The sequence below is a fragment of the Pseudalkalibacillus decolorationis genome (genome assembly GCF_024609785.1).
Taxonomy (GTDB): domain Bacteria; phylum Bacillota; class Bacilli; order Bacillales; family Fictibacillaceae; genus Pseudalkalibacillus; species Pseudalkalibacillus decolorationis.
On the sequence record NZ_JANHJQ010000009.1, the window covers coordinates 56262 to 80889 of the forward strand.

14 protein-coding genes are annotated in these 24628 nt (G+C 39.2%); all 14 read right to left on the reverse strand.

The features are described 5' to 3' along the window. Positions 1 to 7: 7 nt before the first annotated feature. The 14 genes from NON16_RS10385 to NON16_RS10450 all read right to left on the reverse strand — a co-directional run bounded on the left by NON16_RS10385 (position 8) and on the right by NON16_RS10450 (position 24482). The gene (locus NON16_RS10385; RefSeq protein ID WP_257348915.1) at positions 8 to 2746 is read right to left on the reverse strand and encodes an alpha-mannosidase; all 2739 of its coding nucleotides are present in this window, start codon (positions 2744 to 2746) and stop codon (positions 8 to 10) included. Between the two features lie 51 nt (positions 2747 to 2797). After that, positions 2798 to 5470, reverse strand: a complete 2673-nt coding sequence (locus NON16_RS10390; RefSeq protein WP_257348916.1) for an endo-beta-N-acetylglucosaminidase — start codon at positions 5468 to 5470, stop codon at positions 2798 to 2800. Between the two features lie 15 nt (positions 5471 to 5485). Beyond that, positions 5486 to 8626: an alpha-mannosidase gene (locus NON16_RS10395; RefSeq protein WP_257348917.1), complete on the reverse strand. Its 3141-nt coding sequence runs from the start codon at positions 8624 to 8626 to the stop codon at positions 5486 to 5488. 107 nt (positions 8627 to 8733) lie between these two features. Beyond that, complete coding sequence (locus tag NON16_RS10400; protein ID WP_257348918.1) at positions 8734 to 10332, reverse strand: extracellular solute-binding protein; 1599 nt, start codon at positions 10330 to 10332, stop codon at positions 8734 to 8736. Positions 10333 to 10441: 109 nt separating this feature from the next. Continuing rightward, positions 10442 to 11347, reverse strand: coding sequence for a carbohydrate ABC transporter permease (locus tag NON16_RS10405; protein WP_257348919.1), 906 nt, complete (start codon positions 11345 to 11347; stop codon positions 10442 to 10444). Between the two features lie 14 nt (positions 11348 to 11361). Beyond that, complete coding sequence (locus NON16_RS10410) at positions 11362 to 12366, reverse strand: ABC transporter permease (protein ID WP_257348920.1); 1005 nt, start codon at positions 12364 to 12366, stop codon at positions 11362 to 11364. Between the two features lie 415 nt (positions 12367 to 12781). Further along, positions 12782 to 15043, reverse strand: a complete 2262-nt coding sequence (locus NON16_RS10415) for a helix-turn-helix domain-containing protein (protein ID WP_257348921.1) — start codon at positions 15041 to 15043, stop codon at positions 12782 to 12784. Positions 15044 to 15082: 39 nt separating this feature from the next. Then, positions 15083 to 15748, reverse strand: a complete 666-nt coding sequence (locus NON16_RS10420) for a YesL family protein (RefSeq protein ID WP_257348922.1) — start codon at positions 15746 to 15748, stop codon at positions 15083 to 15085. Between the two features lie 233 nt (positions 15749 to 15981). Further along, positions 15982 to 19080: a beta-galactosidase gene (locus tag NON16_RS10425; protein WP_257348923.1), complete on the reverse strand. Its 3099-nt coding sequence runs from the start codon at positions 19078 to 19080 to the stop codon at positions 15982 to 15984. A gap of 91 nt (positions 19081 to 19171) precedes the next feature. Continuing rightward, positions 19172 to 20398 carry an alpha-L-fucosidase gene (locus tag NON16_RS10430; protein ID WP_257348924.1) on the reverse strand — a complete coding sequence of 409 codons (1227 nt, stop codon included), beginning with the start codon at positions 20396 to 20398 and terminating at the stop codon, positions 19172 to 19174. A 15-nt stretch (positions 20399 to 20413) separates the two neighbouring features. Next, on the reverse strand, positions 20414 to 21187 hold the full coding sequence (locus NON16_RS10435; RefSeq protein WP_257348925.1) for a sugar phosphate isomerase/epimerase family protein: 774 nt from the start codon (positions 21185 to 21187) through the stop codon (positions 20414 to 20416). A 196-nt stretch (positions 21188 to 21383) separates the two neighbouring features. After that, positions 21384 to 22445 carry a Gfo/Idh/MocA family protein gene (locus NON16_RS10440; protein WP_257348926.1) on the reverse strand — a complete coding sequence of 354 codons (1062 nt, stop codon included), beginning with the start codon at positions 22443 to 22445 and terminating at the stop codon, positions 21384 to 21386. A 16-nt stretch (positions 22446 to 22461) separates the two neighbouring features. Further along, a complete protein-coding gene (locus NON16_RS10445; protein ID WP_257348927.1) occupies positions 22462 to 23481 on the reverse strand; it encodes a Gfo/Idh/MocA family protein in 1020 nt (339 codons plus the stop codon). Positions 23482 to 23603: 122 nt separating this feature from the next. Further along, positions 23604 to 24482 (reverse strand): ROK family protein, encoded by an 879-nt coding sequence (locus NON16_RS10450; protein ID WP_257348928.1) that lies wholly within the window; start codon positions 24480 to 24482, stop codon positions 23604 to 23606. Positions 24483 to 24628 lie beyond the last annotated feature (146 nt).

Genomic DNA, 24628 nt, shown 5'->3' on the forward strand with positions numbered 1-24628 from the left:
TATACTTTTATTCAGAATTACCTTTCGTAAAACCTATTGTCACAATTTCATGTTTACGAACTGGAACATGGACACTTTGTTTTCTGTCTGCATGTAACGGCTCCTTTATTTCTTCGATAACATTACTTTCATATGCATTATTGTAAGTTTCTGGTGTTTCCACAATAAGAGAACCGTCCTCGTCAGCCATATTGAACCAACGGATCATCACATCACCTGATTTGTCAGCTACTTTCATTGATGAAAATGCAAGATTTGAAGACTCCCATTGTATAAATGAATGCACAGGCGGGAGATCTCCATCATGAATACCTGTCTGTTTGATTGACCAGGGCACTTGATACTGGTAGGCATCTTGATATGCCTTGGACACTTCCTCTTTTCCACTATGTGGATAAATTCGGAATGAGACAGAATGCTCTCCTAGGCATTGTGCTTCAGGAGTTGGGAAGTAACCCCAATCCCCTAGTTCTCCTACAGATCGCAGCAGCGTAATTGCAATCGTATTTCTACCGTCGCGTATTATTTCATACTCGCTTAATCCAAGATTTGCAACTGTTAATCCTTCATCATCATTACTTACATCGACAAATGCTTGTTGATGTTGTGAATGATCTGGATTCGTCCATTCTTCTGTTGGTTTATTGAACCGTTTTACTACTTCAAAAATGGAATCTACATAATGTGTATCTGTTTTGATATCTGTAGGAAATAACACCCGCAGACGGTGATCTTTTGCTTGGTTATCAAAAGATGTTTTTACATTGATACCTTTACTATTTCTTTCTAACGTAACGAGCGTTTTGATCGTAAATGGAATCTTCTCCTCCACGCGTGTAGACTTTCTACCTGTAAACCAAACAAGTTCTCTTTGCTCTATATCTAGTAAATCTGATGCACATGCAGGAATTTCCCATTCATGAACAATTTGAAAAGTAGCTTGGAACGGTGTATCTTCCGTTATCGTCACCTTTCCTTGTAGGTCTTTCGTTGTTATGACTTGTTCACCATTCGGTTGTTTATACATATACTCGTTTCCGATGTCGCCAGTGTCTTCATACACACATAGTTCTTCAAACGTACGTCCATTCGTTTTATCAGTCACGGTCAAGGAACCATTCTTCGCGATTTTCACCTTCAAATAGTCATTTTCCATTTGATTTTCATCAGTGATCAGAGAAACATCATTTTTGGATATTTCCTGTTGTGAAACAGTACGGACCCAAGCAAATGTCTTAAAGCCTAATGCAGGAACCCGTTCCGCTTCAAATGTTAGGTGAACTCTCCGTGCCATATACGGCTGACGGAACTTTTCTTCTGGCAGATCATAATCGAACGCGATTCCTAGATCTTCTACTTTACAGTTGAACTCATTACCTTCTGCATCAATTAAAAGTCTGTCTCCTAATGGAAATTCTTTTAATTCTTTTTTGTTTACTCCTGATGAGAAATAGTCCCTTCTGACATCAAGTGTAATTGACACGGCGCCAGTACGATCCCACCCCGTTGTATTATAAACAGTAAATGGCAGCGCATTTTCACTCCATTTTTCAAAGCTTGTCGTATCAATTTGTTTAGAAATGGAATTCAAACTTTCATCAATGATCATTTCAGAAACATGCTTGCTTTTTTCAAAACGCGTTACCATTTCTCTGTGTACTTCATCAACACTACAACCACAAATACTGTCATGTGGATGATTTTGCATCAGTGTTTTCCAAGCATAGGAAAGCAAATGATGGTTGTAATCTTCTCCTTGCAAATAAGCAAATGCAGATAATGGTTCCGCCACTTTCTCAAGGAGTGTCTGACAACGTTGATTCATTTGTTTCATATATACCCGTGCGGATGCTGTATTAACAAGCGTACCCCATCCGTCTGTTTGTTGGCTTCGTAATTCTCCATCAATAACTTTTAAATCTTCAGGAACCGATGTTGAAACTTTGCCAATATAATCATTAAAGTTCGAATGGATAAATTCAATATTCGGATATAATCTTTCTGCTGTTCGAATTGCTTCCGGTAAATCTGTTTGTATCGGCTGATGGTCGCAACCATTCAGCATGAGTAAATGGGGTGTTGCAGCGTATTTTTCTAAGGAAATAATGTGCTGATCCCAATATTTTCTCGCTCCTGTTTCGTCTGTTGGTACTTCATTCCCATTACAATACCAATTTGCAAATAAAATACCAAGAACCGATGACCCATCTGGTGAGCGCCATTGCATTTCTGAATATGGTGATTCATAATCATCTGTTTCACTAACCGTATTATTAAATCCTGTTGGCTTCACACCTCGTCCAAAAACGGCATGGTTAATACCTGCCTGACTCAAGATTTGTGGTGCTTGGCCAATGTTTCCGAATGAATCCGGGAAATAGCCGATTTTCGAAACGTTTCCCCATTGTGCTGCATCCTTCACCCCATATTGAAGATTGCGAATATTCGCTTCACTGCTTGTCAAAAATTCATCCTGTAAAATATACCAGGGGCCGACATGTATTCTTCTTTCTCTGACAAAGCTTTGAAGCTTTTCTCTCATTTCAGGACGAATTTGCAAATAGTCATCTAAAATGATGGTTTGTCCATCAAGATGAAAACTCTTATATTCAGGATCGCTATCCAAAGTATCCAGTAATTTATCCATCAGTTTGATTAGCAAAACATGATGTTTTTCATAAGGTAAGTACCATTCACGGTCCCAATGAGTATGGGAAATAATGTGTACACACTTCTTTTTAGGCATAATTTGAAAACCCTCCACGTCCATCACTTTGTCCTAGTTTCAAATCACAAATCACTCTTCAATCCCGTAAACCTCAAACTCATAAATACGGGCTGCCGAGTCCCCGCCCTGAGACGCTTTTGTAATCCACAACCTTGCATATCTTGCGGTTGTCACACGAATAGGGTGCTTACTCACAGCGAGCGTATTTCCGTATACGTTCTTCACATCCGTCCAGTCTTGACCATCTTGGCTTACTTGAAGCTTAAAATTGCTTGTATTAAAAGCCCGGGATTCGCCGCCAGCTTCAGCATGCTTCACAACAAATTTGCTTATCAAATATTGCTTACCCAAGTCAACAGTGAGCCAGTGCGGTTCCTCACCTAGGGCACACCATTTACTGTCAACATCGCCGTCTACCGCGTATCCAGGTTGTTCACTTATGACACAGGAACCATCGGACGTTGTCTGTTTGTCCAATGCAACGTTTGCCGTTTCGTCGGCTTTGTTGCTGACCGTAATCAGCTTCTCTTTCGTAATAACGTTCTCACCTTCACTGTTTTTTGCTGTCAATGTCACACGATAGGTGCCGGGCTGCTCATAGGTGATGACAGGTTGATCTTTCGTACTTGTCGATGGCGTCCCTCCAGGGAACTCCCACTTAATTTCCTCAGTCACTTCGGAAGATTGGTTGTAAAACGTTACTTGTTCTCCTGGAATCACGAAGGTTTTATCAACGGTAAAATCAGCAGTCGGCTCAGGGTATGGAGGCCACTCGAAGCTGATCCTAGCCGTTGCACCGTGTCTGTACTGTTGATCGACAGCGACAATCTCAATTTCAGTTTTATCCTCCTTTGCCATTCTTCTGAACTGCTGAATGTAATAAACGTGGTTAGGCGTTGCTCCAAGAAACTCTTTTGTTCCGTCAGGCTTAATGCGATAAATTTCATACCATTTTACATCCTTATCTTTGAGTGGATTCCATTTGATTCTTGCGTCAGCATAAATACCATTTTCGAAATCAACATCGATAATCTTCGGATCGGATACAGCAGGGAGAGAACCCGGTTTTTCTCCTTTTTGCGCTTTTCCGATCGATAACTGTCCAATGTTGATCGTATAATTATCAATATTCTTTTTGCTGTCAAAGTATAATGAAATAGAAGCAATTCGTTTACCCCGAAATCTTTCGAGGGGAATGGTTTCCGTATACCATTTACCAGGGTTCGCTTTCTTGGTCTTCAGGAAAACAAATCCATCAGGATTTTCTTTGAAGGATATTCCTACCTTCATGTGAGGTTGCTTAGAAAATGTTTTGTAAGTGATCGAAAGCTCCGTATGTTTTTCTACTTTTAAATCCGTTTTGTACAATTTAAGATGCGTTGCGTTTTCAGCGTTCAATTCACCTGTCACCTTTAGTGAACTGCCGCCATAATAGGCAGTCGTCCAATCTATACTCGGATCAAGCGCCTTTCCGTTACTTTCTGCAATCCAGCGCCATGTTGGGAGAAGATCTTGCAGGCTTCTGTTATTCCAATCGTTTTCTGTTAAAATTTCACCGTTTACTGCAAACATTTTCCCGTTACCCGTATTGAAGTGGGTTGTAAAAGGAAGCTCATTGACGGATGATTTTGCAACGATGTAGTTGGCAATCCCTTTCCAGTCATCAGTGGTTTTCGTATTGGTCGGATCACCGTTTGGCCCCACCCAGAAATGATTGGCCTTTTCGTAAAATTCCTTATGAGATTCAGAGCTCGCAAACGTCCAGTCCGGCCGATACATTCCAAGTGAAACGTTTGCCTGTTCACCCGCAGGGAACAGTCCTTCCCAGGCAACATCGGTATGGTAACCTTCAGCACCTACATTGATTCCGGCAAATAAATCGTAAGGGCTTCTGTCCAGACCTAATGCCCTTTCACGTGAAGCTTTCATATCCTCCCACCAGAAATTAAGAAACATGCTGTTGGAAATGTTTTGTTCTTCGTCTTTAAGGAACATTTTATTAGCATCTGTAAGTGCATTTTGCCAGTTTATCTCGCCGCTTTTCGTCATGGCATCATACCACATCATGTGCATGCCGTCCGATTTGTTTTCTTGCAAGTACTTCAAAAACTTCTGCATTCTTTCCGCTGTTTCCTCGTCCCCTCCTGCTGTTTCCTGATTGATGAACCAACCGTCAAACCCATAATACTCAGCAGCTTCGATCAGCTTATCTGCAACCGGAAACGAGCCGTCAGGCCTTTGTTGAAGCATTTGCTCCACCCATTCAAATTTTCCGCCGTAATACTCTGGCGGAAAAAAGATCGTTCCCAAAACCGGAACACCGTTTTTATGAGCAGCGTCAATCACATCTGCACTCGGTGGAACGATGATCCCTTCTCCGGCAGACCCTCCCCAGTAGACAAGTAAATCCGTGTATTGCCAATAGTTGAAGGCATACACATCGAACTTGTTTGAACCTTGTGAAGGAACTCCGCTCGTTGACGGATTCATGGCGGAAAGGGCGACCACCTTCGGCTTATACATCGCATTTTGGTTCACCTTATTTCCTTCAAACCTGTCCTTAAGTGGAATGGTTCCTCTGTTAAACGGGGCATCTTTATTTTCTTCAGGATTCCATTTTAATAAATCCTCTGGGTACCAGTACGGCGTATTCGGTTGTTCGGCATATGCATTCAATCCAAATCCGATGAGTGTAAACACAATGACTGCTGACATCAACAAAAATCCATTGATCGCTTTCAAGGCTTCCCCTCCACTTTAATTTTTAATTTCAAGAATGAACGTTTTGATCTCATATGGCTTGACACTTGTTTGCACAGGTACATTTATACGTTTTTCACCGATCGGTCTTTCCATTAAATCGCATTCCTGCCACGATGAAATCTTCAGATCACTGCTGATTTCAAGCTCTCCCCTGCGACCTTCAAATTCATGGAGGCGCAGTACAACTTTATCTGTTTGCTCCGCTTTCTTAACGGTATCAATCATGATATTACTTTCAGAACAAGCGAACATAGACAATTCTTTAAGATTATTACTTCCTTCATCATGAGTAAGTGGATTATTTAAATACCAAGCTTCTTTGACAGTGTTACCTTCCTTCCAACTACCTTGATGTGGAAGTAAAGCATACGTAAAATCATGATAGCCCTGATCAGCGTCTGGATCCGGGTGGACAGGTGCTTTTAACAATGAAATTCTCATTCTATTATCCTTGATATCATACCCATACTTACAATCATTAAGAAGACTAACTCCATAACCACCTTCGGACAAATCAGCCCATTGGTGTCCTACACTTTCAAAACGCGCATAATCCCAGCTTGTGTTCCAGTGGGTTGGACGTTTCACATTACCAAATTGAATATCATAGGTAGCTTCAGTGGAACGAATATCAACTGGAAAGGCTGCCTTTAACAGCCGCTGTTTTTCCTGCCAGTCTACTTGCGTTTTAAAATCAATCCTTCTGTTATTTGCATATACGATCATATCTTGCTTAATAATAGATTTACCGTATTTCCAGATAAAGCGGATGGAAGCTTGCACGTTACCTTTTTCCAGGAGCTGAATGGATTGTAGCAAAGTAACCTCTTCCATTTTTTGTTGATAAAAAATATCGATATCCCAAGCATCAAACATGAGTGGTTTGTCTTCAAAAACTTGAAAAACATTCCCAGATTCATTTTTAGCTAACACTTCCCGTTTATTTTCCAAATCATAAATGCTTGTTAGGTGTCCTTGCTCATTCCATTTAATAGAATAAAATGGTGTCTTGATACTAGAATCAGTTATCTCAAATGATTCCTGCTGAAGCTTTCCACTACTTTCCGAGTCCAAGTGATACTCTAATGTCGTATAGCCCATTGCTGGAAGATTTTCCATTTGGACATACCAACCATTTTCTGTATGTTGGGCAATAAGTTCATTCCCCTTTAAATCCAACCATTTTCCTTCCCCTAGACCTTCTGAATCAGAGATAAAAACCATGTCATTTCTTTCCCAAGGAGATGAATTAAATACCGTCCATACGTTTTCTTCCTTCACCTTCAAAAGTGATTTGGATGATTGACGCCATACACCTTTGCCTAGTTTTTCTGCTTCTTCATATTCCTCTCTGGCATCTTCATATACTTCTTTTATAGATGAACCAGGAATGATGTCATGGAACTGATTCCGGAGTATCGTTTTCCACCCTTTGATTAATTCAGCTTGTGGGTAAGCTGACAACTCATTCTGATGGACCCCATTCAAGACACTTAACCATTCACATTCACGGTAAAGCAATTCTAACTTTCGATTCATACGTTTCATAAATGCCTGACTCGTATATGTCCCACGGTGGAACTCAAGGTATAACTCACCATCCCACGTATGAACATATTCATCTGTTTCCTCGACCGTTTTATGTAGCTTTCTAAAATAATCTCTGGCTGTAGAGGGTTTTGCATGTGGTAATCCAGGGATTTTGTCAATGCGCCGACGCATTTCAAGCATTTCACGATTAACCCCTCCTCCACCATCCCCATAGCCATAGGAAAGCAGAAGATCTTGGTTTATATTTTTATCCTTATATGCTTCCCATGATTCCTGAACTACTTGTGGCGTAATAAAGCCGTTGTAAGTATAGTATCTTGATTCTGGCCACGGCTCCGTCGTAGTAATGAAATGAGTCAATATTTCGCTTCCGTCAATACCGCGCCATTTAAATGTATCGTGTGGCATTCGATTGTACTGACTCCAACTTATTTTAGTTGTCATAAACGTATTGATTCCCGATTTTTTCAATATCTGTGGCAATGCCCAACTGTAGCCAAATACATCTGGCAGCCACAAATATTCACATTCTGTATTGAATTCATCGCGAAGGAAATTGGATCCTATCAGCAATTGGCGAACGAGTGACTCCCCAGATGGTATGTTGCAATCAGCCTCGAGCCACATTCCACCATCTATTTCCCATCGACCATCTGTTATCCGTGCTTTCATTTTTTCATAGATTTCAGGATAATCATCTTTCATATATTCATATAACTGTGGTTGTCCTTGCATGAAAATATATTCAGGGTATTGTTCCATTAAACGCAATACCGTTGAAAAAGATCGTGCTGATTTTTCTCTTGTATGTTTTAGACGCCACAACCAGGCGACATCGATATGTGTATGACCTACGCAATGAAAGGTCACGTCATTGTGTTTCTCCATAGCATCCAGTCGACTTTCCAAATAATGTTTGGCGTCATATACAGATTCGTAAAATTCCTCTGAGCCTGGGTTTAACCAGTTAATTTGATTAAGTGATTGGTTAAGTGCGTTCAATAATTTATGTCGTTCTGGCTGTTTCTCACTCATGATGAGTACTGTTTCAATTACAGCCTTTGCATCAAAATAATAGGTATCAACTTGTTCATCAAGCCAAGCAATTTCTGCGCGTTCGAATTTATACTCTTGTTGAACAGGCAGTCCACCACCTTCGAGGCCTGACCATAATCTAAAATCAAAAGTCAGGTTATTCCCAGCATGTCTCTCTGAAATAAAAACTTCTTGATGATTTGAATCCACACCTTGATAGGGCTGTCCCTCCAAAAATAAAAGGGACTCAAATCCAGAGTTATTTCCTCCTCCAGTCCTACCAAAGTCGAACAAACCTACTATTTTTTTGCTAGACCAGTTATCAGGAATGCTGACCACAGTAGATAACCACGCATATAAATCTCGACCTTGCCATCGTTCTCCTATTTTTATAATTGAAGATGTGTCATCATCATTTGGTGGGTAACTGCCAACCTCCCCAGCTTCATCAATAACAAATTTCCACTCAGACAATTTAATCGGATCTCGATAACGGTAACTCGACATCTCCCTAATACGTGATTTTGCTTTTTCCTCAGTCAATAACATATGTATGCCACCTTTGAACTCAGTTTAGAATTTAGTAGGGCTCGTATGAAAGCCTTTATCTAAGGGTCATACGAGCCACCTATTTTCTTTAATATGCTAAAGATCTATTAATCAGCTTTTTCCCAACGATCATAAGCATCTTGATGAATTTTCACTAATTTCTTAACATCCATATCCTCAATGGTTTGGACATATTTATCCCAATTTGATAGTGGTTCAACACCAGTGATGAACTTAGCTTCCATTTGTCTTATATACGTATCTAAATCAGCCTGAATTCTAGTAACCTGTTCTTGTTCTTCTGCTTTTAAATAAACGAGTGGATAAGGAACTACTGCATAGGGCTCGATCTTTTCCTTTGTTTCAGCTTCAATAAACTTATCAAATTCACTCTTTTCCTGCCCTTCTATTGGACCAGTTAAAGCAGGTGTAACAAGCCCATAGTCAGGTGTGATCGTTCCGCGATAATCCTCTCGGCTCTCATAACCTTCTGGCAAAGGAAGTTCTTTTTTAGCTCCGCCTTCCTCATCAGCCCATGTCCAGAGATGTCCTTCAGGACCCTGGTTTAGGAACTCATAGCCTTCTTGTGAATAGAAGTAGTCAACCCAACGAATTGATGCTGCTGGATTAGGATTGTTTTTTGTGATTGAGAACGTACCTCTATTGATTCCTGTGCTGCGTGGGAATAACGGTTCATCTGAAACAGGACTAGTCAAAGGGAAAAACATTGGGTCATCAAGAGCTTGTTCTGGGGTTTCACCCAATGTAAAAAATGAGAAGTAATCCGGGAATACTCCAACCCTGTTCGCTTTTCCTTTTGCTTTTTTCTGCTCATCTGATTGAGCGAATACTTCTTGATCTAATAACTTTTCATCATAAAGTTTATTCATATATTTCAAATACTCTTTATACTCAGGTTGAATCGGGGTATACCTGACCTTTCCATCCACTTCCTCAATACCCCATTCTTTCATGCCAAAAGCACCTAACAACCATGGACGAGTACTATCCATTTTGACATCGGTCAATGGGATTTCATCTGCTTTTCCGTTACCGTTTGGATCTTCTGTCTTAAATCGTTTTAATAATTCGTAAAACTCTTCGGTAGTCTTAGGTAGTTCCTTAACACCCAAATTCTCTAACCATGTTCCGTTATACCACATCGGTCCTCTGTACCAAATGGCTGTAGCTCCATTAGATACCCTAGGTAACGAATATATATGACCATCAACGGTAGTAACAGATTTTTTGACAGCAGGGTTTTCTTCGAATAACTTTTGAATATTTGGAGCATGTTTCGCTATAAGATCTTCTAAAGGTAACAATACCCCTTGTTTTCCATAGTCAACTTCCATAGCAGGCGTCAAATTAGAAGATCCAGCTGCATAGATGATATCTTCTATATCCCCACTAGCAAACGCTAAATTCAATTTCGTTTTGAAGTCAGTCATTGGAGGTGTATTGTATTCAAAATTGATATTGGTCATTTCTGAATATTTTTGTAATGTTGGCATGTCTTTCCATTCGGCCATACCTGTACCTGGTGCTATCAACGACATTTTTATTTCTTCGTCAACAATCGGGAAACCTTCCTCATTTACGGGTGCCGCCTTCTTATCGCTTTTTTCTTCATCTTCTTGTTTACAAGCCGCTAGAAGCAATAACATAAAAACGGAAATCAACATAATACGTAGTAATTTTTTCAACTAAATACATCCCCTTTCAATTCAAAAAAATTTGCTTTCCTTATTTCCCTAAGGTATGTAACCACCTCCTCTTCGATAGTAAGTAAATTTATATAACTACTTAAAAGTTCTAACCTTTAAGTGAGCCAATCATGACACCCTTTACAAAATATCGTTGTAAAAATGGATACACCACGATTATAGGTAATGTGGAGACAATCATGACCCCATACTTAATAATAGCGGCCAATTGTTCCTTACTATGCATCGCTTCAGCCATACTCTCTGTTATATTTGCAGTCGAAGATGACATTTCCTGCAATACGAGTATTTCTCTTAAAACTAACTGAAGTGGATACAGGTCTTTATCTGATAAATAGATCAATGCGTTGAAATAGCCGTTCCAGTGACCAACACCATAAAACAGCGCCATTACAGCGATGATAGGGGCAGATAATGGTAAAACAATCTTCATAAACATCTTAAAATTTGAGCATCCATCCATCCGAGCTGACTCTTCCAGTTCTGTAGGTATCGTTACCTGGAAGTATATTCGGGAAATAATAATATTCCATACTGCAGCGGCATTGGGCAAAACCATTGCCCAAATTGTGTCAATCATCCCCAAATCTTTAACTAGTAAATAGGTTGGAATCAAGCCACCACTGAAAAACATAGTTAGTACGAAAAGACCAGTAAGGAACCCTCTACCAACAAAATCTTTACGTGCCAATGCGTAAGCGGCTGGTAAGGTAACTGCTAGGTTTATTAAAGTACCAAGAACGGTATAAAAAATAGTGTTGAGGTATCCTTTCCAAATTTGCTCATTTTCAAAAATTAATTTATAACCTTCTAAAGTAAACCCTTTTGGCAAAAACCACATTTCTCCTGAGTTTACTGCCGATGGATCACTTACAGATGCACTAACAATATAGATTAATGGATAAAGTACTATCATTAATGCAATGAAAAGAAATGAATAGTTAAATATCTTGAAGGTTTTGTCAGCTTTCGTCTCTTTTATAACTGCTCCCATATTCTATTTCCCCCTTACCATAAACTTGTTTCACTACGTTTCTTTGCAATTTGGTTTACAGCTATAAGTAGGGCAGCATTAATAACTGCATTGAATAAACCAACAGCAGCAGCAAAACTGTATTGGGCTTCTAATAAACCTGACGTATAGACAAACGTTGCAATAACATTTGATGATTCGAGGTTTAGCGGATTTTGTAAAAGTAATATTTTTTCAAAACCAACCGCAAGAAAATTACCGATATTTAATATTAATAAGATAATCATCGTTGGTACAAGTGCCGGAATATTTATATACCAGATTCGCTGTAGCCTTGTTGCACCATCAACAATTGCAGCTTCGTGTTGTTGCATATCGACACCAGCAAGAGCAGCAAGATAAATGATTGTTCCCCACCCTGTATTCTGCCATACCCCTGAAAGTACAAATACAGATTTAAACCAATCGGGATCAGCCAAAAACCGAATCGGTTCAAAACCAAGGAATTCAATGAAATGATTGATGATACCTGTAGCAGGTGATAGAAATGCAATAATCATCCCAGCCATTACAACAACCGAAATAAAATGTGGCGCATATGTAACCGTTTGAACGCTTCTTTTATAAATACCATCTTTTACCTCGTTTAATAACAGTGCCAAAATAATTGGTAGTGGAAAACCAACAACTAATTCATAAAGATTAATAACGAGTGTATTTTTTAATAAATCCCAAAAATAATAGGATTCAAAAAACCTGATAAAATGTTCAAATCCTACCCATTCACTTCCCCATATACCTAGGGCTGGAATAAAATCTTTAAATGCAATTTGCAAACCATACATAGGGATGTAATGGAAGATAATGAAGTACAAAAATGATGGTAATACAAATAGGTATAACTGCCAGTTTTGTAGGATTTTTTTTATTTTTTTCTGTCTTAATTGAGGTTTTGGATTGACCGGTTTTAGATTCGGTTTCGTAGATCCATTCCTTACCTCGGTTTCCTGTTGTTTGGCAATAGAAGAACTCGTGCTCATACGATAAGGCTCCCTCCTTCTGATTATTCTGAATCTTCTTAAGTCTATCGTTTTGTGCATGCAGCGGTAAATATGTCAATTTACAAGTACTTGTCACACTTCCCCGCGTTTATAAAACCGCTTACAATTAGTTGATTCTTTAACCTTCCGATGTGTCATTTATGAACTACTATGTTAAACTTTACGTTTATATAGAAAAGCGCAAGCGCCCTGGTTAGCCCCGAAGGTCACTGGAAGACCGACGAGGAGGCTGTCGCCGCCGCAGGAGGTTTGAAGTGATCCGAGGGGCTGGGCGCTGAAGCTAGACATTACATCCATGCCGCAATACTTTCTTCACTTGTAAAAAAATATACCCCCGTTATGATGCGGAGGTATTGAAAATTCAAATGATATTGTACTTCATTTTAAAAAGTGGTTATTGTTTATGCAAATTTCGATATTGGCCAGGAGTTACGCCTTCTATTTTTTTGAATTTCCGTGTAAAGTTTGGAACATCTATATAACCTACTTCTGTTACAATGTCTTTTATAGATTGATTAGACTCTTTCAAGCATTTTTTTACTTCTTCGATTCGAAGATGGAACACATATTTAGAAAATGTAACACCGGTTTGTTCTTTTAAGAAACGACTTAGGTAAGAGACCGAAAGTTGAAATTGTTCTGCTGTATTCTCAAGACTAAGATCATACTTATTATAATTTGTTTTAATATAATTTATAATCTCATTTCGTAATTCACTATTATGACTTTCCTTTTTTTCCTCAACCTTTTGACAAATATCAATGACTACTGTCTGAAGTTTTCTATCTAGTTCCTCGATAGAATTAAAATCAACAATGCTGTTGAAATCCTGAACATGTTCACTCAATCCAATTTCAGACACTGTTTTCAGCACCGTATTTATGATGTCAAAACATACACACTTTAATATTTGTATGGACAGCTCTTCCTTAGCAAGTCTGACAAACATTTTATTCAAAGTCTCTAAAGCAACCACCTGATCGCCCTGTTTTAAACTTTGGATAAATTTAATTTGTTCTTCTTTTGGATATCCTAGTGACTGTTCTTGTTGTGAACTAATATCCTCAAAATAGATGATACTACCCTGTCCATTTACAAATTTATATTCAATCGACGCGAGCGCTTCAATGAAAGATCGATTTACCCGGCTTTTGTCATTATACATGCTACCTACCCCAATTGTAGGAGTGATTGATGAGCTCTCCCGGATAAGCTGTTTGATTTGTGAAACAAGCATTCGTCTCTGCGTCTTAGCAATACCTGTAACTGGATCCATACAAACAACTACTGCAATCGCTTCACTGTATATAAGATCGACTCCACTTGCAGTCGCTCCTTGGAATGAAACTTGAGATAACATATTAGCTATCTTCTCTCTATCTTTGATTCTTTCCTCTCCAAGATCGTTTTTTTCAAATGAGACAATAACAACAAAGTAGTGAGCATCCCTCATGATTATTTTCGAAGAGTGCAACAAATGATCAATTCCATCGTTATTTTGGTCACCTTTCAATAACCTCATAAGGTACTGGTCTCGAACAAAAGGTTCCTGTATATCCATCTTTTGACTCATACTTTTTCGATCTTTGAATACTTTCGTAATCGAATTACGAATAGATTCCAGTTCATTTCTTTCATCAAAACTAGTATTCTTCTCCTCATTGACTTTTAACAGCTCAGAGATGTTTTTTATTGGTGAATATTGTTTTTTTGCAAGTAGGATTGCCGCTCCGGATCCAGCAAACACAACTGAAATTAGAATCAAAAGTATAAAAGTTTGTACTTGGGCGACCCGTTCAAAAAATTGTTCTGTGTCCATCAAAGTTACAAATGTCCAGCCACTTATTTCAGATTTAATAGTAACAAGGGAATAGTCTTGGCCATCAATTTCAATATTATCTACACCGGTCTTTCCCATAATCAACCGGCTCACATCGGTTGTCTGGATGTCCATATTATACTTATTCGAAGCCAGTACTTGATTGTTTTCATCAAATATATACGTATTCCCTTGAAACTCACCTAAAATATTTTGAATGAGACCTGTTATAACCGACTCTTCTATAAAGTACATTACTGTTCCATAGGTATTTGAACTATTTGGAGCAATCGGATATAAAAAAGCAATCACACGATTTTTCTCAACATTGTTAACGGTTACATTTTCTACCGGCCTTATAATCGGCTTTTCCGTATGTAAATCATTAATAAGATTTTCTTTTTCCCAAAATTCAAAATCATATACTTTTTTCGTTAATGTATCGAGGGAATAAGAACCACTGGAGGAATAAATGATGTCTTCCCCATAATAATATACAAAAAGTTCCTCAATAATCGAACTGTTTGCTTTAAATTTCTTCAATTCATTAATTGCCTCTCCTCCATAATAGCCATGACTCATCATATACGGTGTTAAACGAGAATCATAAGCTATTCTTGCAGCAAGAGTCTTTAGTTCTTTCATTCTTCCATCTGTCATATCCTTTACTTGTTTTAATTTATTGATATTAGACTGTTCAATTTCCTGCCGTAAGCTATAAACTGAGTTATGGTAAATAATTGCACTCATAATAATAAAAGGAATAAGAAAGACCAGTAGATAGGACAAGGTGTACTTATATAATAGGCGAGATTTGACTCTATTAAGACCGAACATAAGTGTCATGTCCCCTTTCTGGCAATTTTAACTCCGACTTCAAAAAAATTCGGCTCTTTTTGTCCTCCTTTTTGAGAACGCACTTTTATGGGTTAATTTCTTTTTCTCAATCTGCATAAAGGCCCGGTATGCAAACCACATAAGCGGATAAGCTATAAGTGGAGCACCTGCAAAGACAAGTAAAACCGGCAGAAAACTAAATAAATAATAAAGAATAACAAGACTAATTATCATAGCGATTGTTTCAAGCGGTCTAGCCAGTGCTAAGAAAAACGACTGCTTAAAATATAGAACTGACTTTAAGTTGTAACGTACAAAAACAGGGAAAAGGTATAATAGCATGATGAAATAGAAGAAAGATAGCAATAACAAAATAGAATGAAGAGGCATAGATTGAATAGCTTGTTTTGATATTTTAATATCAAAATATAAAAACAGACCTATCCCAATAATAATTACCCCAATAATGTTAGATTTTAAAAAATGGGTTTTATACGTTTTATAGAAGTTTTGGAATATTGGGATGTCGAGATCTTCTTCAACCCACTTACGAATAACTGAGAACATAGCGGTGGTTGCAGGCATAAATCCGAAGACGACTAACCCCAAAACTGTGAAAAGAACCCAAAGCAGATGAAGATACATTACTTTTGCTAACCAATTTCCTATATTATAGAGCCATTTAAAAGCACCATTAATAGACATCAACACCACTTCCCTTTCTAACCAAATAAGCAAAAAATGTTTAAATGCCCATTTTTGTTGTTTTCCTACTATAATTCAACCATAGAAATAATTTTGAATTTTGTCAATATACACTTTACATAGTTGAGTTTTCCAAGTGTATTACTATATTTAGAATAAGGTGGGGTATTTCTATTAGTTAATTTTACGACAGCAACCTCTATCCGCCCTGCAATTCTGTCATTAAGTTTTAATTAACTGATTAAATGTTGTGCTGTTTTAATTGAAACTTCATCTGGGCGGTAAACAGAATTGATATAGCCGGTTTTGTCAGTTGCAAACATGACAGATCTCTCAGCTTCAATCAGGAATGAATAGATTTTGTCGGTTTCTGGGTCTAAAATTTCAACTGTAGTATCCCTTGAAAATTCAGATACAAATATATATAATGATCCGTTTTCAAAGGATAATTTACGTCCATAAATACCTGGTAGATCACCTTTCAGCCACTCGAGGTGTTCACTGATTTTGGTTTGTTTCATCGCATATTCATAAAGGGCAACAATTGATTCACTTCGTTCATTTAGTTCAACCGGTAATGGACACCAAATAATCTTTCCGTTACCAATTGGAATTTCCTTTAATGCAGTTGAACTCTCAGTAGCCAGTGAAACTTCCTTCATCGTATCAGCAATTCGTTCACCGCCGAATGATACGGGATAGTATTTGTCATTTATATCCAGAATCTCCTCTCGAAGAATATTTTCACATTTAGTAGGTCCGATAATGTTCGTCATTCGTCCTGTGCCATGCCAATATTCGTCTAAATTGATGGGACCTGTAAATAGAAGCGTTATCCCATGTTCTTTTACAGCTTCAAGAATTTCATTAAGGGCTTTGCTGTTAAAATTATGAGCACTTGGTACGACTAATAATTTCGGCGGTTCAGTTTTCAATGAATCTAGATGGTACTCACTCAATGCCCGGAATGGCGTGTTCATCTCATATGCTAACGTTCTAGTAAGTTTCGTTGTTGCATCAAAAGCTAGTCTCCGATTTGAGAAATCATTCGAAAAAGGGAATACGACCGCTATTTCTTCAAGTTCACGTTTTTTGAATAGATCCCGTGTTTCTTTTATAAATGTTCCAAAGTCATAAGAAACATTCGTTTCTGGTTTTTCGGTTCCATCTGCTCGTATGGCGCCGATATTCGATTCATTGATATTATTCATAAAGTAGTTCGTATTCCAGAGCCATTGCACAGCACCTGCTCCACCTGTTGAAAATGAATAAGCATACTTCCGTTCAAGGATATTGCGCAGTTCTTCTTCACTTCTTTTTGCCCGGTTATTTGGATTTTCAACATACATGATTCCCGTTTCCTGAATGAGATTCGGTTTATCAGGAGCTTTTGCAAAAATTCCATCCCAGAGCAATTGATCCATAAACCACCACGTGTGATTTGATGTGTAATCAACTGCCTCACTATAAAATAATGGTGATGGTCGTTGCGAAACAAGTGCTTCATCTTGACCAACCGTAACAAGTTGATTTGGCGACTGCTGCTTGATTGAAGTAGAAAGTTCCTTAGTCCACCAATTATGCATGTCCATACTATACAATGTGTAATCTAGCCATTTTAGGCCTTTCTTTCCGGCAATCATATCCATGATCCTGAAATTGATTTCACTCGGTTCAGGTGGCTCCACTGCATCAAACGATGGTAACTCTTGTTGAGTCATGTTCCATTGCTCCTGGAGTGCGCGTATCGACTTATGATGTTTCTTAAGCCAGTTTTGAAATGCTTTTCTATCATAGTTATCGTGTAGTGAACGAGGACCTGCGAATCCGCGTTTTGGATCGAATAAAGAGGGTTCATTAATCAAATCCCAGTTCACATTTGTCGTTTCAGTATGCCTTGAAACAACTGCGGTAATAAAACGTTTTTGGGCTTCAACACTTCTCGGATCCAAGTATGGATTTTTGCCTTCCCACATTTCCGGCAAAAATGAAAAGAATGTAAACGTTACTTCAAGCTCATGTTTTTTGGCACACAATATGAAAGCATCTATTGAACGTAGTACATCCTCATTAACATGGCCATCGATAAACATCATCTTGCGCCAAGCTGTCCAAATCCCTGTACGGATATAATTGATTCCAGCACGTTTCATTTGCGCCATGTCCCGATCCCACACGTGTGGATTTGGTAAGAAAAGATAATATCGAGCAACATCTGAGGTCATATAAGTCATTCCAACAATTGGCATCGGGCGACCGTTTTTTTGGAAATAGTCCCGGTCACATGATAAAGGTTCCCCATTATTCAAAAGCACCCGGTCCATTCCCCAGAATCCTTGGTGCAGAATTCTCGTTTCCCCTTTACTTGATTCGGCACAACAAGTGACCTCATAATATCCGGGTTCAATATCAGCTGGTACGATAAAAGAAAGTGAATTCCATTGCTGCGAAGCCTTTATTACCTTTGTTCTAGAAAGTTGTTCTTCATTACCTTTTGTGACTGTAAAGGTCAACGTCCAATCAGTTGTTTGTTGATCAAATGACTGCAATTGATAGGTTACTTTTGCACGTTCTCCTTCATCGTATGTCGCGTAGTTTGTTTTCAGCCACATTTCAGTTACCCCGTTTGAGATGAACATTGCTAATTCTTGTAAGGTGTGTGCTCCCCTTTCTGTCCAAAACCGAGAATTGATTTTCTGATTGATGAAGAGCCAACGACCACCCGTGAATTTCCCATTCCTATTTTCAATCAAAACACTAGGTGCAGCTACTTCACGGCCATTTTCCGTGATCCCCTTTAGCAACGGATAGATACGAGCATCCATTGGTCCGCATGAGCCCATTTCTTCCTCGATCGCACTAGACTTTGAAACATGCAGTATGAAGTTGTATGTATCTTCAATTGTAAATAGATCTTCTTTATTCGAAAATACAGGAATATCCTGATTATGTTTAAGAGAGGTGATTGGTTTAGATTTTACACGCAGCGCTTCATGTATGTTTAATCGTTGATGATAGGCAGTTTGTTCTCTTTCCTTTTTCCATTCGCCATCTTTAAAATAACAGGGGATTCGAAAAGGAATACCACCAAGATGGACAAGTCCTTTTCCTTGAGTTAAGTAAGTATGAATTGCCGGCCAGGCATCTTTTGGAAAGTAAGGTCCATGAAGATTGATAAAGCATGTCACTTCCCTATTATTTAAGTTCTCTTCTAATGAAACAGCGTCTATGACTTTTACTTCCTTATCATCTAGATAGTTAAAAAATGATTCAACTGGTCTGTCACCATCCATTGGAAAACTGGAATCGTAGAAAATAATCGTTTTAGCCATTTTGAGTTACCTCCATTTTTGATCGAATCATATGTAGTCTATCAAGGGACCCCGTTCAACTAAATTCAACATCGTGTGATAATAGGATTATCTATATAGTAAAGTCGATAATCTTTGCTTCCTTAACAGATTCAATTACGCGCAGCCGTAGTTTTGTCGTTTTAACAGGGGTGATTTGTTGAATCCGCTTATGACCAATTGCCGACCCTTCACCAATGACATACCAGCCACCGTCTTCGAAGCTTTCAATCACATATTTCCGAACCCGTTCCCCATGCTGGATATCCTCCTGCAACATAACCGTGTCTACTTCCACTTCACCTGAAAGTTCTAAAATAAGTTCGTCTCCTTCTCCTGCTGTTCGAGCAAGCGGAGTAGCGAACCTTTTCTCTATTTCTCTAGCAAATTCCAACACTCTTTGCCTATCCGCATCAGGAATAAGCCCCTGGTTATCAGGTGTAACGTTTAATAATAAATTCGTACCATGCCCGACTGATCGATAGTAAATGTCTAGCAAATTATCTAATGAACGGATATTGTGCTCATCATTCGGATGCCAGAACCAATGTTCTCCACGTAAAGGGACGTCGCACTCTGCAGGCAGCCATTTTGGTGTACCTGGGAGCCATTGCCCCTCTTGATCTGTAAACATACTAATCTTGGCATCTGTATTTCTCGTGTTCCAGCATGGATATGGAGCTACCCCATCCTCGTTCCCAACCCAGCGAATCGTAGGCTGCCCCATATTGAAAATCATCGCGTCAGGTTGATACTTTTTCACGATTCCAATGATACGTTCCCAATCATATTCGCGATTCTCTGAGCCAGCACCATCAAACCAAACCTCGATAATCGGTCCATACTGCGTAAGCAATTCTGTTAGCTGCTGACAATAAAAATCATCGTATGCTTTTTTATCGGTATAACAAGGCTCGTGGCGATCCCACGGCGATAAGTAAACACCAAAAGGCATATCAAACTCCACACAAGCCTCCGCGCATTCCCGAACTACAACGCCCTTTCCACCTTTCCAAGGGCTACTTTTAACCGAATAATCCGTTGTTTCCGTTGGCCACAAACAAACTCCATCATGGTGCTTTGCCGTTAACACAAAGTATTGAAAGCCTGCTTCTTTCGCAAGCCTTACCCACTGATTTGCATCTAAATTAGTTGGGTTAAACTTTTCCGGGGGATCTGTTCCATCGCCCCATTCCTGATCACAAAACGTATTCATCCCAAAATGCACATAAAAACCGAGTTCAAGGTTTTGCCATGCAACCTGCTGTTTACTCGGTAGTGCCAGTTCCTCATTTCCCATTCGTAAATACCCCCTTTATTTCACTTCAGACTTTGGCATCATTTCTTTGAGGTTTGTTAGATTAATGGAAAGACTTTCATAAGGATCCCTCTCGAACTCTTCTTGCTCAACTGTGAACCACTCCACGTTATATTCATTCCCAACTTTAATAAGTGAATTAAAGTCCAGCAGACCATTTCCAATTTCCGTTCCACTCTTTTTGTTACCATCTACTATTTTCATATCCTTAATATGTAAGGACACGACTCGGTTTTGATATTTCCGGATGATCTTTAACGGGTCATGGTTTGCAAAACTACTCCAATAACAATCAAGCTCTACTTTTACGAGCTCTGGGTCGGTATTTTCAAAGAGGAGATCAAACCCTGTTTTGTCTCCGAATCTCTTGAACTCAAAATCGTGGTTATGATAACCGAAAATAAATCCTTCCTTCTTACATGCTTCACCGATTTGGTTTAATGTTTCTGCTGTTCTCTTGTAATCATCTATTGTTTGCCTCATTTCTTTAGGAATTGCCGGACAAATGATCAGGTTATTTTCTATGATGCTGTGATACTCAAATGTTTCTTCTCGTTTGTCATTCAATAGTTGATCTAATCCAACATGAGCACCTGCCGTCACAATTCCATTACTATCCATTAATTGCTTAACTTTATCTGCAGAGGTATTATAAAAACCTGCAAATTGAATTCCTTCATAGCCAAGGTCAGCAACCTTTTGAACCGTTCCTAAAAAATCCTTTTCAGCATCTTTCCATACAGAAAATAACTGTAAGCCAATTTTACTCATAAGAATATCCTCCTTCATTTAGGTGGGGCGGCCAAGGATATTTTAACCGCCCGTTTTGCCAGCTCTCTCAGGTAGCTCGAGTTCACTTTCGATTCTTTTACAACTCGCCCTTGTACAATTGGGGTCAAGCAACTCTAAATTCCCGAATGGTTGAATTATCGCCATTCGTGTTTGGATTACAAGATCTGTGGTTGAATCAAACAGTGACTCGCCCATCAATTTTGATTGCTTGACCTTTTTCTGCAGATTCGTAAAGGCCATTGATGATGCGTTGCAAGTAGACACCCTCTTTACCATTACTTATAGGGGCAGTACCTTCCAGGCAGGCATCTACAAATCGCTCAAGTTCGAGCTCGTGGTAGCCTTTCTTCGGCAGATATGAAGGGGTAATGTCGATTAACGTATCATGCTTTTCTTGGTAGATCTTAAATGGGAAAACATCGGCTCCACCTTGATTTCCGATCAATGAAACATTCATTTCATCATGCTTTTCTACATTGGCTGCAAAGGCTGTGTCTAAAAGAATCGACGCACCGTTTTTGAACGTGATCATCCCACGCGCCATATCCTCGATCGAAAAGTTCTCCCAGTCCCATGACCCCATAAGACCGACACCCTTACGCTTTCCTAACTCCTGATATGTGGCTCCGAAAACGGTATCAGGTTCTGGATACCCCATTAAATACAAGGCCGTATCTAACATATGTACCCCGATATCAATCAAAGGTCCCCCACCTTGAAGCTCTTTATTTGTAAATACGCCCCATCCTGGAATTCCTCGTCGACGCATCGCAGTAACCCTGGCCGCATAAATGTCGCCAAGTTCGTTATTGTCGATGAATCGTTTTAACGCCTCTACCTCTGGAGCATGACGGAAATGGAAGCCATAGGTTAAAATTTTTCCTGTTTCATTCGCAGCATCAGCCATTTTTTCAGCTTCCTGAACCGTCATCGCTGGTGGTTTTTCACACAAAACATGACAGCCTGCTTGTAGTGCAGCCATCGTTGCCGGATAATGGAATTTGTTCGGCGTACAAATACTGACAGCATCAATTTGGACCTTTTCAAACATATCCTCATAGCTGGTAAACGTATGAGGAATATTGAATTCTGCTGCTAACTCTTCAGCCTTTTCCTTTACAACATCACTTACGGCAACCATTTCAACCTTATCCCCGCACTTTAAATAGTTGGGAATATGCGCTGCTTTTGCAATACCTCCAGCACCAACAATGGCAACTCTTAACCTTTTTGTCATAGCTATTTCCTCCTTGTTAAGCCTTTTGTTCCACATTTGATAATTCAGCTGTTTCCACTCTTCGGCCTTGTTCATGCGAAATCCTAGAAGCTTCGTTAATTAAGGTTAACCCTCGAACATCTGCTTCTGTAATCATGGTAGGTTCATTATTCATGACTTCATTGACCCATTGATCCATCGGTAATGGGAGTGGTTCTGGTAATTGTTCAGGAACAGCCCAACCATCACCCAGCTGTTTACTCTTCAACCGAATCTGATTCTCTTCGATTAATAACGTTCCATCTGTTCCGTAAAGTTCAAGCTGAAACGGGCTGCCACTTGATAGAAAGCCAGACTCGATAATTCCGAGAGCACCCGTTTCATATTCAACTATCGCAACCGAATTGTCATCAACGTCGTGACCCAATGTATGTTGCAATCGGGCTGTTACAGCTTTAACTGGTCCTGCTAAGCGGTTTGTTAAATAGATCGGATGGGCACCAAGGTCAATAAGCGCTCCACCGCCGCATTCTTCTTTATTAAAGAAATGTTCAGGAAGCCATCCGTTCGGGTTTCCACTTGAAGGAACAGCACCGTTATGTGCTAACCGACAACGGATCGAAGTCAGTTTGCCTAGCAGATTTTGATTGATTACTTCCTGAGCATATAAATAGTAATCTTCGGTTAATCGAGGTAAGGAGACCATTAGTTTTACATTGTTATCCTTTACAGCCTTCAAGATTTCATCACAATCTTCTACCGAAAAAGCAAGTACCTTTTCTGTGAAAATATGCTTTTTATGAAGGGCTGCTTTCAATATGATTTCCTTATGAAGGTTTGTTGGCGTATCGACGATAACTGCATCAATCTCTGGATTAGCTAATACCGTTTCAAGATCTTTTTCAAACGGGACCCCAAGTTTTTCAGCCCATTTTTCACCACGAAGAGGATGTTCATCCCAGACAACCTTGATCGTTACGTTTTCATTTTTACTTGCTTGGTTCGCATAATCGTCAGCATGCACATGCCATTTACTTAGCATCGCAACATTAATCATTTTATTGCCTCCCTTTTTAAATGTAATTTGGTTTGCTATGTCTATTCTTGTAATGTTTTTATCCATAGAAATCATGGGAAAAATCCAAACAATTCTATGTGTTTGTTCCTGTCATTTCCTTTCTAAAAACAACTACGTACTTTTTTAGCTAACGCTAACCCACCGCATAATCCTGCATGATCTCCTAATCCCGGTGGTACAATGTACTCGTCTATTTTTTCTAGAATGTTCTCATGTTGAATATACCCATTTAACAGTCGAATAACGTTTTCCTTTAGTATAGGGAAAATTTGTTCTTGTTTCATAACTCCCCCACCTAAAATCAACCTTTTTGGGGAGAGAACTAAAATATAATTTACAAGTGCCTGAGCAAGGTAAAAAGCTTCAAGCTCCCACACTTGAGACTTACCAGCTAGAGATACTCCCTTTTCGCCCCACCGTTCCTCAATTGCTGGACCAGCAGCCATACCTTCGAGACAATCTCCGTGAAATGGGCAACTTCCCTTAAAAGGATCCTCGGCATGTCGCTGTACTAAAATGTGTCCCATCTCAGGATGGAGCAACCCATGGACAACCCGACCTTCTGTGATTGCACCCACTCCAATTCCGGTACCAACTGTCATGTAAATACAACTGTCTAGCCCTTTCGCTGATCCCCACTCCAACTCTCCAAGCGCAGCTGCATTGACATCTGTATCAAATCCGATTGGAACATTAAAATAACTCTTCATTTCACCAACAATGTCTACATTATTCCAATACTTTTTTGGAGTGCTCGTTATCCATCCATAAGTGCTACTTTCTCGATTCAAATCTACCGGACCAAAGGAACCGATACCTAGAGCATCCATCTGCTTCTCCTGAAAAAAATCAACCACTTTCTGAAAAGTCTCGTTAGGTGTAGACGTTGGAATAGTTACTCTCTCCAAGATTTCTCCATTCTCATTACCTATACCGCAAATAAATTTAGTCCCACCAGCTTCAATTGCTCCTAATCGCATACTATTCGCTCCTCTCGTTTCTCAAATTCTACTATAAAGAAAACTTGGCTAGCGACAAGCCTTAGCGCTGTCGATCGCCGTAGTTGCGCTTATACTATAGAAAGTATTTTTATACTTTCTTAACGTGTAAAGAAAACTTGGCAAAG

Coding starts and splice junctions, on each gene's coding strand:
- NON16_RS10385 (WP_257348915.1), bottom strand. CDS start 2,746: ATGCCTAAAAAGAAGTGTGTACACATTATTTCCCATACTCATTGGGAC.
- NON16_RS10395 (WP_257348917.1), bottom strand. CDS start 8,626: ATGTTATTGACTGAGGAAAAAGCAAAATCACGTATTAGGGAGATGTCG.
- NON16_RS10405 (WP_257348919.1), bottom strand. CDS start 11,347: ATGGGAGCAGTTATAAAAGAGACGAAAGCTGACAAAACCTTCAAGATA.
- NON16_RS10410 (WP_257348920.1), bottom strand. CDS start 12,366: ATGAGCACGAGTTCTTCTATTGCCAAACAACAGGAAACCGAGGTAAGG.
- NON16_RS10415 (WP_257348921.1), bottom strand. CDS start 15,043: ATGTTCGGTCTTAATAGAGTCAAATCTCGCCTATTATATAAGTACACC.
- NON16_RS10420 (WP_257348922.1), bottom strand. CDS start 15,748: ATGTCTATTAATGGTGCTTTTAAATGGCTCTATAATATAGGAAATTGG.
- NON16_RS10425 (WP_257348923.1), bottom strand. CDS start 19,080: ATGGCTAAAACGATTATTTTCTACGATTCCAGTTTTCCAATGGATGGT.
- NON16_RS10430 (WP_257348924.1), bottom strand. CDS start 20,398: ATGGGAAATGAGGAACTGGCACTACCGAGTAAACAGCAGGTTGCATGG.
- NON16_RS10435 (WP_257348925.1), bottom strand. CDS start 21,187: ATGAGTAAAATTGGCTTACAGTTATTTTCTGTATGGAAAGATGCTGAA.
- NON16_RS10440 (WP_257348926.1), bottom strand. CDS start 22,445: ATGACAAAAAGGTTAAGAGTTGCCATTGTTGGTGCTGGAGGTATTGCA.
- NON16_RS10445 (WP_257348927.1), bottom strand. CDS start 23,481: ATGATTAATGTTGCGATGCTAAGTAAATGGCATGTGCATGCTGACGAT.
- NON16_RS10450 (WP_257348928.1), bottom strand. CDS start 24,482: ATGCGATTAGGAGCAATTGAAGCTGGTGGGACTAAATTTATTTGCGGT.